The sequence below is a fragment of the Pseudomonas sp. FP198 genome (assembly GCF_030687895.1).
Lineage (GTDB): Bacteria > Pseudomonadota > Gammaproteobacteria > Pseudomonadales > Pseudomonadaceae > Aquipseudomonas.
Genome location: NZ_CP117452.1, coordinates 1,229,873 through 1,242,136, shown reverse-complemented (window position 1 = coordinate 1,242,136; position 12,264 = coordinate 1,229,873). Strand labels below are relative to the sequence as shown.

Annotated in this window: 13 protein-coding genes; 3 read left to right on the top strand and 10 right to left on the bottom strand. The window is 62.2% G+C overall.

Annotated features, from left to right (window positions below):
• Position 1: 1 nt before the first annotated feature.
• From PSH78_RS05785 to ppc, 7 genes are all read right to left on the bottom strand, one after another.
• Entirely contained in the window at positions 2-679 is a 678-nt protein-coding gene (locus PSH78_RS05785) for an extensin family protein (RefSeq protein WP_370871111.1), read from the bottom strand.
• Between the two features lie 37 nt (positions 680-716).
• Positions 717-1,538: an oxaloacetate decarboxylase gene (locus tag PSH78_RS05780; protein WP_305499069.1), complete on the bottom strand. Its 822-nt coding sequence runs from the start codon at positions 1,536-1,538 to the stop codon at positions 717-719.
• Positions 1,539-1,573: 35 nt separating this feature from the next.
• Positions 1,574-2,434, bottom strand: a complete 861-nt coding sequence (locus tag PSH78_RS05775) for a DUF72 domain-containing protein (protein WP_305499068.1) — start codon at positions 2,432-2,434, stop codon at positions 1,574-1,576.
• On the bottom strand, positions 2,434-2,742 hold the full coding sequence (locus PSH78_RS05770; RefSeq protein WP_305499067.1) for a hypothetical protein: 309 nt from the start codon (positions 2,740-2,742) through the stop codon (positions 2,434-2,436). The genes PSH78_RS05775 and PSH78_RS05770 overlap by 1 nt, the downstream gene beginning before the upstream one ends.
• Positions 2,743-2,999: 257 nt before the next feature.
• Positions 3,000-3,677 carry a tRNA (adenosine(37)-N6)-threonylcarbamoyltransferase complex dimerization subunit type 1 TsaB gene (gene tsaB, locus PSH78_RS05765; protein ID WP_305499066.1) on the bottom strand — a complete coding sequence of 226 codons (678 nt, stop codon included), beginning with the start codon at positions 3,675-3,677 and terminating at the stop codon, positions 3,000-3,002.
• 92 nt (positions 3,678-3,769) lie between these two features.
• Positions 3,770-4,417, bottom strand: coding sequence for an adenylate kinase (gene adk, locus PSH78_RS05760; protein ID WP_305499065.1), 648 nt, complete (start codon positions 4,415-4,417; stop codon positions 3,770-3,772).
• 291 nt (positions 4,418-4,708) lie between these two features.
• Positions 4,709-7,339 carry a phosphoenolpyruvate carboxylase gene (gene ppc / locus PSH78_RS05755; protein ID WP_305499064.1) on the bottom strand — a complete coding sequence of 877 codons (2,631 nt, stop codon included), beginning with the start codon at positions 7,337-7,339 and terminating at the stop codon, positions 4,709-4,711.
• Between the two features lie 180 nt (positions 7,340-7,519).
• On the opposite strand from ppc, the gene PSH78_RS05750 reads away from it, so the two are divergent.
• From PSH78_RS05750 to PSH78_RS05740, 3 genes are all read left to right on the top strand, one after another.
• On the top strand, positions 7,520-7,864 hold the full coding sequence (locus tag PSH78_RS05750; protein ID WP_305499062.1) for a pilin assembly protein: 345 nt from the start codon (positions 7,520-7,522) through the stop codon (positions 7,862-7,864).
• Positions 7,865-8,147: 283 nt separating this feature from the next.
• The gene (locus tag PSH78_RS05745) at positions 8,148-8,561 is read left to right on the top strand and encodes a DUF4398 domain-containing protein (protein ID WP_014336761.1); all 414 of its coding nucleotides are present in this window, start codon (positions 8,148-8,150) and stop codon (positions 8,559-8,561) included.
• Between the two features lie 49 nt (positions 8,562-8,610).
• Complete coding sequence (locus PSH78_RS05740) at positions 8,611-9,402, top strand: OmpA family protein (RefSeq protein ID WP_305499061.1); 792 nt, start codon at positions 8,611-8,613, stop codon at positions 9,400-9,402.
• 202 nt (positions 9,403-9,604) lie between these two features.
• Here the strand turns inward: PSH78_RS05740 and PSH78_RS05735 are convergent, their stop codons facing one another.
• The 3 genes from PSH78_RS05735 to PSH78_RS05725 form a co-directional block, all read right to left on the bottom strand.
• Complete coding sequence (locus tag PSH78_RS05735) at positions 9,605-9,934, bottom strand: hypothetical protein (RefSeq protein WP_305499060.1); 330 nt, start codon at positions 9,932-9,934, stop codon at positions 9,605-9,607.
• Positions 9,931-10,836 (bottom strand): alpha/beta hydrolase, encoded by a 906-nt coding sequence (locus tag PSH78_RS05730; RefSeq protein ID WP_305499059.1) that lies wholly within the window; start codon positions 10,834-10,836, stop codon positions 9,931-9,933. The genes PSH78_RS05735 and PSH78_RS05730 overlap by 4 nt, the downstream gene beginning before the upstream one ends.
• 145 nt (positions 10,837-10,981) lie before the next feature.
• A complete protein-coding gene (locus PSH78_RS05725) occupies positions 10,982-12,259 on the bottom strand; it encodes a flavohemoglobin expression-modulating QEGLA motif protein (RefSeq protein ID WP_014336757.1) in 1,278 nt (425 codons plus the stop codon).
• Positions 12,260-12,264 lie beyond the last annotated feature (5 nt).

Genomic DNA, 12,264 nt, shown 5'->3' with positions numbered 1-12,264 from the left:
CTCAACGACAAATCCACCAGGGCCCCACATCCAGATGAAAATGGTTGCGGTGCGCCGCGTTGTAATCCGGACTCAAGACCACACTGAACATGTCGCAGGCGCCATCGCGCACCTGCCGTAGAAACTGCGCATCGGTGTTGTCCTTCGGCCAATCCCTGAGCACGCTGACGGTTCGTCCATCGGCCAGGCGAAACCCGGCGATGTCCAACGCGCTGGCAGTGGCGTGCTGGCTGCGCGCGCCGCTTTCACGACCGTACATGTTGCGACAGGCAAAACTGCCCAGGTGATCGACCCGCGTGACTTGCTTGCCATAGGCGGCCATTGCCGCCGGCTGCAATGCATGGCGCTCGAACAGCGCGAAGGCCACCGCCAGTGGGCAACTGGCGAGGAAGCTGCTGCTCAACCCTACCTCACCGCCCTGCACCCGCAGCACATTGGTCAGCGGGCACGAGGTATTGGCGCCGCTGTCAGCCTGGCGAGCGGTGCGCAGCCCCGACGTGGCGAGCGCCTGGTCACACAGTTGCGGATCGTTGCGCAGCGCCATGAGTTTGTAGCGGGTCAGCAGATTTGGCGGCGCTTTCACGTCCAGCGGCGCCCAGGGGTTCCATTGCGGCGGTACGGCCAGCCAACCGCGCCATACCGCCACCACCGCGACGCCAGCGATCAGCGTCAATACCATCAGTCCTTTCAAAAACCGCACGACAACGCCCCGGGCTTCAACCCTTGAATAATTGATTGGCCTGGTTGAAAGGCATTGAGCGACGGGTGAAAGTGAAGGTCCCCTGCCGCTGGATTTCTTCGGCGGCGCGGAAAAACTCGCCATACGCCGCCAGCGCGAGGGCCGATCCGACACTGATGCGCTTGACGCCCAGTTCACTCAATTGGGCCACCGTCAGGTCCAGCGCGCCGGACATCAGTACGTTAACGGGCTTGGGCGCCACGGCCCGGACCACCGCCAGCACTTGCTCGGCGCTGCTCAGCCCCGGCGCGTACAGCACATCGGCGCCGGCGTCGGCGAAGGCCTTCAGGCGCCGGATCGTGTCGTCCAGATCCGGCCTGCCATGCAGGAAATTTTCCGCCCGCGCGGTCAGCAGGAAAGGGAAAGGCAGACTGCGCACCGCCTCGGCGGCGGCCTTGACCCGCGCCACGGCGTGCTCGAAATCGTAGATCGGGCTGTCTTCGCGGCCCGTGGCATCTTCAATGGAGCCCCCTACCGCGCCGGCTTGCGCCGCGCTGAGCAAGCTGCGGGCGCAGTCTTCGGGCGCATCGGCAAAGCCGTTTTCCAGGTCGACGGCCACTGGCAGGTCCGTGGCCGCAACAATCGCTCGCACATTCGCCAGCGTGTCATCAAGGCCCAGGGCGCCGTCAGGTCGTGCCAGGGAAAAAGCGTGACCGGCACTGGTCGTCGCCAATGCTTCAAAGCCGAGGCTGGCGAGCATCTTTGCCGAACCGGCATCCCATGGATTGGGAATGACAAACGCCCCATCGCGTTCGTGCAAGGCCTTGAACGCCTGGGCTCGGCGGGTTTGTGCATCCATGAAAGTCGCTCCTGGGCAATTTTGCGGAGTTCGCCTCAGAGCAGACCGAGTTGCTCGGCGGCGGGTTCTCTATATAGCTCAGGCAGCGCCGGCAAGCCAGGCAAACGCTTCATCAGGCGGCTGTGAAAATGCATCGCGAGTTTCGCCGCCAGCAGATTGTCGGCGGTGTGCAGGAACATATACGGCGTGCGCCCCTCTTCGATCCACACGGCGATTTTTTCTACCCATGGCGTCAGGAACGGCTCGTTGGCCTCGACTACCGGATGACCGACGAAGCGCACTTGCGGGTATTGAGTGAACGCCGCCGGCCGCGTCGGCACCCGGGGCTTCTTGTATTGCGCATGAATGACTTCAGGGGCGGTCGACGCGCAGCTGAACAAGCCGCGGGGATCGAGACAGATGCGTTCGACACCGCGATCGAGCAGCAAGCGGTTGAGCTGTCGTTCGGCGTCGCCTTTGGCAAAAAACTCAGCGTGACGCACCTCTACGGCCAACGGCCGTGGGAACGCCTCGATGAATGCCGCCAGCTCCGGCAATCGATTGGGCGTGAACGCCTTGGACAGTTGCAGCCAGAACGGCGAGACGCGCTTGCCCAACGGGCTCAGCAACTGGACAAAGGTTTCGGTGGCGGTCAGGTGTTCGCGCAGGTCGCCGCCGTGGCTGATGTCACCGGGGATCTTGGCGGTGAAGCGAAAGTGCTCGGGCATGATCTCGGCCCAGCGCTGAACGGTGGACGCGGCCGGGCTCGCGTAGAAGGTCGTGTTGCCTTCCACGGCATTGAATACTTGAGAGTAGAGACTGAGGAAATCGGAGCTTTTGGCGTCCTGGGGATAAAGATAATCGCGCCAGGCGTTTTCGCTCCAGGACGGGCAACCCAGATAGTAGGGCAACCGCATCAGATGTAGAGGTCGAGGCCCAGCACTTCCATATCCCAATCAACAAAACCGGCGGTGCTCAGGTAGCTGGCCAGCGCCGTGGCGACACTGCGGCTCATGGCGCGGTGATACAGCATGTCCTGCTGACGGGCGGGAAGATTGCTCAGGCGTTGCGCAGAGGCTTTGGCGGCGCGGGCGGCCAGTTGCTCTTCGGACGGAAATTCCAGCTCACCATCGATGTCATCGAAGTTTTCCGGCTCAGCGGCTTTACCCGCACGAGGCCGACGCTTGATGGGGTAGGACTGGGATGAAACGCCGTCTATACGCATAACAGAATGCTCGGTATCAATGATGGCAATTTAGCGGCACATTCGTATCCGCGCAAATGCGCAAGTGATAACTAGAACACATAAAGGCAAAAAGGTTTAAAAACCGGCGAAAAAAGTGACGACTGGCAATTTTGCGTGTGACTTTTGGCTCTTAGGATGACTTTGGCGGGTTTTGAGCCGGAGCAACGCCTTTGTGGCGAGGGAGCAAGCTCCCTCGCCACAATTGTGCTCGCTCGAGAGTGTGGTCAAGTTTGGGTTTACCGTTCGGACTTGGGCGTCGCTACCTTGTCCCGCAGGTAGACCGGCTGCGCATCGTCGGCCGGGATGGCTTCGCCGCGCTCCCAGGCAAAGCGTGCCAGGGCCAGCAGGTCTTCGGCATGGGGCAACATCGAGGCATCCTGGCCGACAAGGCTGACGCCGATTCGCTCGCCGTAGCCCCAACCGGTACCGGCGCCGAACCAGTCACCGCGGGTGTCAGTCGGCAACGCCGCCGCTTCGGGTGGCAACACCGCCTCGGCACCGACCAGGCGCATCTCGCCAGCGGTTTCGCGATAGCAGCCCCAGTACACCTCGTCCATGCGCGCATCGATGGCGGCCGCAACCTGATGCGCGCCGTGCTCGCGCAAGGCGCGCTGGGCCAGTACGGCCAGGTTCGAGACCGGCAATACCGGGCGTTCCAAGGCGAAGGCCAGGCCCTGCACGACGCCAATGGCGATGCGCACGCCGGTAAACGCACCCGGGCCGCGACCAAAGGCGATCGCATCCACGGCTTGCAAGGTGATCCCGGCGTTGCTGAGCAATTGCTGGATCATCGGCAGCAATTTTTGCGCATGCAGGCGCGGGATCACCTCGTAGTGGCTCGTGACCTTGCCGTCATGCAGCAAGGCAACGGAGCAAGCTTCAGTCGCGGTGTCCAGGGCCAGCAAGGTGCTCATCGATATGTCCGTAAATCAGGTGGGAAAAAGTGCGCCAGTATAAACAACTACGGCCCGCAAGCGGGCCGTAGTTGAGGCTGCGATCAGCGTTTTCAGCTCAGTGCTTCAAGCACCTTGCCGGTGATCGCGTCGACCGAGCCGACGCCCGGGATATGGCTGTACTTCGGCTTGCCATGAGCAGCAGACAACTTCTGGTAGAAGTCCACCAGCGGCTTGGTCTGCGAATGGTAGACCGACAGGCGATGACGCACGGTTTCTTCCGTATCGTCCTTGCGCTGCACCAGTTCTTCGCCAGTAATGTCGTCTTTGCCAGCAGTCTTCGGCGGATTGTAGACCGTGTGATAGACACGCCCCGACGCTTCGTGAACGCGGCGCCCGGCAATACGCTGGACGATTTCCTCGTCATCGACCGCGATCTCGACCACATGGTCGAGCTCCACGCCAGCGCTCACCAGGGCTTCAGCCTGAGGGATCGTGCGTGGGAAGCCATCGAACAGGAAGCCGTTGGCGCAGTCGGATTGAGCGATGCGATCCTTGACCAGCGCGATGATCAGGTCATCCGACACCAGGCCGCCGGCATCCATGATGCTCTTGGCCTGAACACCCAGTGGGGTGCCAGCCTTGACCGCGGCGCGAAGCATGTCGCCAGTGGAGATTTGCGGGATACCGAATTTTTCGGTGATGAACTTTGCCTGAGTACCTTTACCGGCCCCGGGAGCTCCCAGCAGAATGACGCGCATCGATGTGCTCCTCAATTTTTTTATGTAAAACGCTCGGATTCGCCTCGTGGGGCCAATCTTCGAAAAACTTGATCGTGACCGCCCAAACGGCCAAAGGCTGATCAAGATACACAGCGGGCCCGACCCACACAAGCCGCCGAAAGTCGGAGTAACCCGCGCCGCACGCGACCTTCGTAGGGGGTAGTGGGAGTCGCAACCGGGCAACAAACTGTCGCCTGGTCGACCTCCCTGCCCCTGCAAACAGCTACGCCCGGACAGGCCGGGCGTGCTGTTTTTCAACTTTCCGGAAGGTTAGCCGGTGTTGCGCAAACCGGCGGCAATCCCTGCCACAGACACCAGCAACGCCTGTTCCACAGGGCTGCCCTGGGCCACGTCCTGCTGCCGCGAACGTGCCAGCAGCTCGGCCTGCAACAGGTGCAGCGGGTCGAGGTAGGTATTGCGCAGGCGGATGAATTCCAGCGTGTCTGGGCTATGTGCCAGTAGCTGCGACTGGCCGGTCAGGCCCAGGACCACCGAACAGGCCTGCGACAATAGGTCGCGTAAATGCTCGCCCAAAGGCAGCAACGCTGGTTCCACCAGACGCTCGTCATAGGACTGGGCAATATCGGCGTCGGCCTTGGCCAGGACCATCTCCAGCATGTCGATGCGGGTGCGGAAGAACGGCCATTGCTCACGCATCTGACCGAGCAGTTCGCCCTCGCCGCGCTCCAGCGCCTTGCCCAGGGCGGTTTCCCAACCGAGCCAGGCCGGCAGCATCAGCCGGGTCTGGGTCCAGCCGAAAATCCACGGGATCGCCCGCAGGCTTTCGATACCGCCAGCCCGACGTTTGGCCGGACGGCTGCCCAAGGGCAGGCGGCCCAGTTCCTGTTCCGGCGTGGACTGGCGGAAATACTCGACGAATTGCGGATTTTCCCGCACGACGGCCCGGTAGGCATTGACCCCGTCGGCAGCCAACTCATCCATCAGATGCCGCCATTGCGGGGTTGGTGGCGGTGGTGGCAACAAGGTCGCTTCGAGCACTGCGGCGAGGTAAAGATTGAGGTTCTGTTCGGCGATGTCCGGCAGGCCGAATTTGAAACGAATCATTTCGCCCTGTTCGGTGGTGCGGAAACGTCCGGCCACCGAGCCCGGCGGCTGGGACAGGATCGCCGCGTGCGCCGGGCCGCCACCACGGCCGACGGTGCCACCGCGGCCATGGAACAACAGCAATTCGACTTGCTGCTCGCGGCAGATGTCCACCAACCGCTCCTGGGCGCGGTATTGCGCCCAGGCCGCCGCCGTGGTCCCGGCGTCCTTGGCCGAGTCGGAATAGCCGATCATCACTTCCTGGGGACCTTGCAGGCGCGAGCGATAACCCGGCAGCAACAGCAGGCGTTCGATCACCGGCCCGGCGTTATCCAGGTCGGCGAGGGTTTCGAACAGCGGCACTACGCGCATCGGCCGCAATACACCGGCCTCCTTGAGCAGCAACTGCACCGCCAGCACATCGGAAGCCGCGCCGGCCATGGAAATCACATAAGAGCCCAGGGACGCTGCCGGTGCCGCCGCAACCTCGCGGCACGTGGCCAGGACTTCCGCCGTATCGGCCGACGGCTTGAAGTAAGGCGGCAACAAGGGCCGACGATTATTCAGCTCGCCGAGGAGGAAACCGATGCGCTGCTCTTCGTCCCATTCCTCGTAACGCCCCAGCCCGAGGTAATCGGTGATCTCGGTCATCGCCGCCGTGTGCCGCGTCGAGTCCTGGCGCACGTCGAGGCGCACCAGGAACAGGCCGAAAGTCACCGCTCGGCGCAGGCAATCGAGCAACGGCCCGTCGGCAATCACGCCCATGCCGCACTCATGCAGGGACTGGTAGCACAACTCCAACGGATCGAGCAGTTCACGGTTGTCCTGCAACACCTCGGCGGTCGCCGGCGTCGTGCCCTTCAAGGAGGCTTGGGCCCAGTTGCGCGTGGCTCGCAGGCGTTCGCGCAATTGCTTGAGCACCGCGCGATAGGGCTCGGCGCTGTCACCGGCCTGGGCGCGCAAGGCCTCGTTGGCTTTCTGCATGGACAAGTCGGCGGCCAGATGATCGACGTCGCGCAAATACAGGTCAGCCGCCATCCAGCGCGCCAGCAGCAACACCTCGCGAGTGACCGCGGCGGTGACGTTCGGGTTGCCGTCCCGGTCGCCGCCCATCCACGAGGCAAAGCGGATCGGCGCGGCTTCCAGCGGCAGGCGCAACCCCGTGGCGGCATGCAGGGCCTGGTCAGCCTTGCGCAGGTAATTGGGGATGGCGTGCCACAGCGAATGCTCGATCACCGCGAAGCCCCACTTGGCCTCGTCCACCGGAGTCGGACGGGTCCGGCGTATCTCTTCGGTGTGCCAGGCTTCGGCGATCAGCCGCTGCAAGCGTTCGTGGATCTGCGCGCGCTCGGCACTGGTGAGGTCTCGATGGTCCTGGGCGGCCAGTTGCGCGGCGATCGCGTCGTATTTCTGGATCAACGTACGCCGAGCGACTTCCGTGGGATGCGCAGTGAGCACCAGTTCGATTTCCAGCCGGCCCAACTGCCGGGCCAATGACTCGGCGCCATGGCCTTCGGCTCGCAGGCGCGCCAGCAGCTCGGGCAGCACGCGTGCTTCGAACGGTGCCGGCCTGGACTCTTCGCGGCGGTGGATCAGCTGGTATTGCTCGGCGATATTGGCCAGGTTGAGGAACTGGTTGAACGCCCGCGCTACCGGCAGCAGTTCGTCCTCGCTCAACTGGTTGAGGCTGGCGCTCAGTTCCGCATCCATCGATCCGCGTCGGTCAGCCTTCGCGCCTTTGCGAATCTGCTCGATCTTGTCGAGAAAGGCGTCTCCGTACTGGTCGCGAATGGTATTGCCCAGCAGCTCGCCGAGCAGGTGGACGTCCTCGCGCAAGCGGGCATCAATATCGGTCATCAGCAGGTCTCCAGCAAAAAGGTCCGGACAGCTTTGTAGGAGAGAGTGCCGATGCCGGTCGCTTATGACAAGCGACGAAGGGACTTTAAACCTTGTCAGCCAAAGCTAGTCTCATGGGTAAGCCACACAACGGCTTGTCACTGTCGCGCCCGCCACGAGCGGGTCCATTGAGGCGCCATCATGAAAATCCGTGAACTTGCTCAGCACTGGGAAGAAAACGCCAAGGGTCACCTGACCCAGACCGGTTATACGATTCATCTGGATGTGGAAGCCGCCGCACGCCTGGCGGCGATCTGCGACATGTACCCCAAGCGCCAGCCCGAAGAACTGCTCGGTGAATTGATCGGCGCGGCGCTGGAGGAGCTGGAAGCCAGCTTTCCCTACATCAAGGGCTCGCAGGTCGTGGCCACCGATGAAGAAGGCGACCCGCTGTACGAAGACGTCGGTCCGACCCCGCGATTTCTCGCCTTGTCCCGTCGTCATCTGCGCCAACTCTCCTCGCAAAACGACAAGTCCAAGCACTGATTCCCCCTCCCCGCGTCGCGTTATCCCGGCACCGCTAGCGAGTTTGTGGTGCCGGGATACCGCTGCCCGCCTTGAAAGTTCAGCTTTTTGGCAACTGACCGATCAGTCAGCATTTCTTTTGGCGATTGGCCATCCTTCCCTGAACTTTTGAAAAACGCCTCGGGTCACACCGAGTAACCATACTGGAACGGTCGTTTAAATAAACGCGCCCTGGCGCCAGCGCCAAAACAGACGTCACGGCTTCGGTCCCAGCATGGATTAGTGTTTTTTCAGGAGTTTTCCAATGGAGTTGAAGCCTATGAATACCTGCACTGCCAAACCCTCATCCACTGGCTTGCGCGGCCTGAAGTTGGCTGCCCTGGCTATCGGTAGCAGCTTCATCCTGGCCGGTTGCGCCGGCAACCCACCTTCGGAGCAATACGCGGTCACGCAATCGGCGGTCAACAGCGCCGTCAGCGCGGGCGGCACCGAGTTCGCCGCGGTGGAAATGAAATCGGCCCAGGACAAACTCAAGCAGGCCGAGATCGCCATGCACGACGAGAACTACGAAGAGGCCAAGCGTCTGGCCGAACAGGCCGAATGGGATGCCCGCGTTGCCGAACGCAAGGCCCAGGCAGCCAAGGCCGAACAGGCCCTCAAGGATTCCCAGAAAGGGGTTCAGGAACTGCGTCAGGAAGGCATGAACAAGGTTCAGTAACCCTGTTCGAGCCACGACGTACTTCTCATTGATAAAAGGACGACAGACTATGACGCACAAACATTTCATGATGCCCGCCCTGCTTGCCGCCTGCGTAGCCCTGGCCGCTTGCTCCCACGACCCGAACGCGAACCTGGAACAGGCCCGTACCAACTACAACGGCCTGCAGGCCGACCCGGCGGCCACCAAGGTCGCGGCCCTGGAAACCAAGGAGGCCTCCGACTTCCTGGCCAAGGCCGACAAGGCCTACCTGGACAACGAAGACGAAGCCAAGGTTGACCAACTGGCCTACCTGACCAACCAGCGCGTCGAAGTGGCCAAGCAGACCATCGCCTTGCGCAACGCTGAAGCCGAGCTGAAAAACGCCGGTGACGAACGCGCCCGCGCACTGCTCGACGCCCGCAACGCGCAGATCAAGCAGTTGCAGGACAGCCTCAACGCCAAGCAGACCGAGCGCGGTACGCTGGTGACCTTCGGTGACGTGCTGTTCGCCACCAACAAATCCGACCTGCGCGCCAGCGGCATGACCAATGTGAGCAAACTGGCGCAGTTCCTTCAGGAAAACCCGGATCGCAAGGTGATCATCGAAGGTTATACCGATAGCACCGGTTCGGATTCCTACAACCAGTCGCTGTCCGAACGCCGCGCCAGCTCGGTGCGCACCGCTCTGGTGAAAATGGGCGTCGACCCGGCCCGCATCGTGACCCAGGGTTACGGCAAGGAATTTCCGGTCGCCGACAACACCAGCGTCTCGGGCCGTGCCATGAACCGTCGCGTGGAAGTGACCATTTCCAACGACAACCAGCCAGTCGCCCCGCGCTCGACCATGAGCGCCAACTGATCGGCTGACGCAACGCAAAAGCCCCGCCTGACTTCAATCAGGCGGGGCTTTTTATTGGCCGAATATGTTGGCAGTACCCCTTCCCTGTGGGAGCGAGCTTGCTCGCGATGGCGGAGTGTCAGCCACTGACAATGTTGCTGAACCACCGCTATCGCGAGCAAGCTCGCTCCCACATGGGAAAATGTGGTGTCCTTGGATTGGCTTACGGTTGCAGCTTCTGCGGCGTCTCCTGCCCCATACACCGCACCGCGCGCTTCTTCTCGTTGATCAGCACACCGGTCAGGCCTTTCTGCTCGGTATCGAACAGCACCAGTACGCCATCGATGCATTGGGCGACCTGGGGCGCCGGCTCCAGGGCGACTTTATAGTCTTCGCCCGGCACGGTCTTGAGCATGGTGAACTGGTTGAGCAGCAACGCATCCTCGGGCTTGGCGAAATGCAGGTAGCCGTAGTACCAGAGCGCCGCGACGGTGCCGAGAATGCTGCAGATACCGGTGATGATCAGGGGGATGGCGTTGCGTTCTTCGCTCATTGCGGGTTCTCGGATGATTCAACGGATGATTTCGGGTAGTTCGGCACCTCGCCCAGGCGGCGCAAGCCATCGAAGTGCTGGGGATCGTCGAGGTAGCGCAACATCACGGTTCGCCAGGTCGGGTCGGCGAAAGTCTGCACATGACCACCCCGGGTCAGTTGCAGGACGCGGGGCGGCGGCGCAGCTTGATACAAGCGGATGCCGTTGGAAAGAGGCACGATGGGGTCGTCAAGGCTGTGGTAGATCAGTTTCGGCACGCCGTTCAGTTGAGCGATCGAACCGATGGCACTGTCGCCGTCCGGCACCAGCCACGACAGCGGCACCTGCAACGCCCAGGTCAGCCATGACGTGCTCAGCGCAAAACGTCCGACGTCGCGATAGCTGGCGGGCACGCCATCAAGCACCAGCGCCTTGAGCTGCCGTTGACGCTGAGGATGCTCCACCAGGTAATGCACCGCCAGCGCGCCACCCAGGCTTTGGCCGAGCAGCATCAGCGGCTTGCCTTGGACCTCGGGCGATTGGTCGAGCCATTTGAACGCAGCGTCGATGTCCCGGTAGATCGCCGGCAGGCTCGGCTCGCCCTCGGACACCCCATAACCCCGGTAATCGACCATCAGCACTTGATAACCCTGCTCCGGCAACCACCAGCTCCCGCCGAGGTGCCAGGACAGATTGCCGCCGTTGCCGTGCAAATGCAGCACCGTGCCCTTGACCTCGACACCCGGTTTCACCGGCAGCCACCAGCCACGTAGCTTCAGGCCGTCGGCCGTGGTCAGGGTGACGTCGCGGTATTCGAGCTTGGCCCGCTGCGGCGTGAATGGCAGGCCGCGTTCGGGATAGAACAGCAGGGAGCTGCAGCCACTCAGGGCCAGCAGCAGGCAAATGATGCCGAGGGTTCGCATCCGGTGAAGCCTCGCAAGTTAGAAGTAAACGCAGTTCCCTGTGGGAGCGAGCTTGCTCGCGATAGCGGAGGGTCAGTCACAGCCGTGCTGACTGTTCTGACGCTATCGCGAGCAAGCTCGCTCCCACAGGGGCTGGGTGTTGTGGTTACAGAATGTTCGAATAATCCGCTTCGATCCGGTCCAGGCTCAGGTGGTTCAAGAAGTTGGAAAAACACATCCACGCCGACAAGGCGTTCATGTCGCGGAACTGCTCGGGCAGGTATTTGGGCGGCACGACCAGGCCCTCATCCACCAGCTGGCGCAGGGTGCGCATATCCTCCAGGGTGGTCTTGCCACAGAACAGCAGCGGCACCTGCTCCAGCTTGCCTTTGCGCACGGCCAGCTGAATGTAGTTGTAAACCATGATGAAGCCCTTGAGGTAGGACAAGTCTTTGGTAAATGGCAGACCGGTCGGCACCGAGCCACGGAAAACGCGGCTGGCGTTGCCGTAGCTTTCGGCCATTTCGAAGCCCTGCTCGCGGAAGAACTCGAAGACCTGCAGGAAGTCGGCCCCCTCCTCCACCATATGGATGGCGCGGGTGCGGTTGGTGAGTTTGCGCAGGCGACTCGGGTAGGAGGCGAAGGTGATGATTTCCATCAGGATCGCCAGGCCTTCCTGAGTCACCGTCGACGAGGGCGGGCCCTTGGACAGGAAGGTGCAGATCGGCTGGTTCAAACCATTGAGGGTGGTGCCAACGTGCACCAGCCCCTCATGGACCTCCAGCGCCCGTACGTCGCGCTCGTTGAACATCGCGTCGGTGCGGATCTTGATGTAGTCGGCGCCCGCCGCCGCGTCGGCGACGATACCGTCGGACTCGAATACGCGAATGGTTTCCTCGGCCTCGCCAAACACCCGGTTGAGGCGATGCTGCAGCAGGCTGACGGCCTCCTTGGCACTGAGCACCTTGGGCTCGTCCTTGAGGTCGCCACGGCCATCGATGTTGTTCAGGTAATCGGAGAGCATCAGGCCCAGGTCGGCCAGGGTCGGGTCACCGGCGTGGAAGGCATCGGAAGCGGCGCCGTACAGCTCCTGGGAAATCAGCCCGAAGTCCTCGGTGCCGCGCGCTTCGAGCATGCGCACCACCATGCGGTATTCCTTGCACATGCGCCGCATGATCTGGCCCACCGGGTTGAACTGCCCAAGCTGACGGGTGATGTCGCGCTCGATGTTCTGGAACTCCAGCTTCACCTTGCTGGAATCAAAGGAGAGTGGCCGGTTGAGGTAATAATCACGATCCACCGCGGGCATTTCCTTGCCCTTGGCCTTGAGGAACCCCTTGCGGATGCTCTCGTCCCACTTCACCGCGTCGAGAATGCGAATCGGCGTTTGCGCCAGCACAATGCGATCGGACAAGGTGCGTATCGTCTGCTGGTAATCGTCCACCCGAA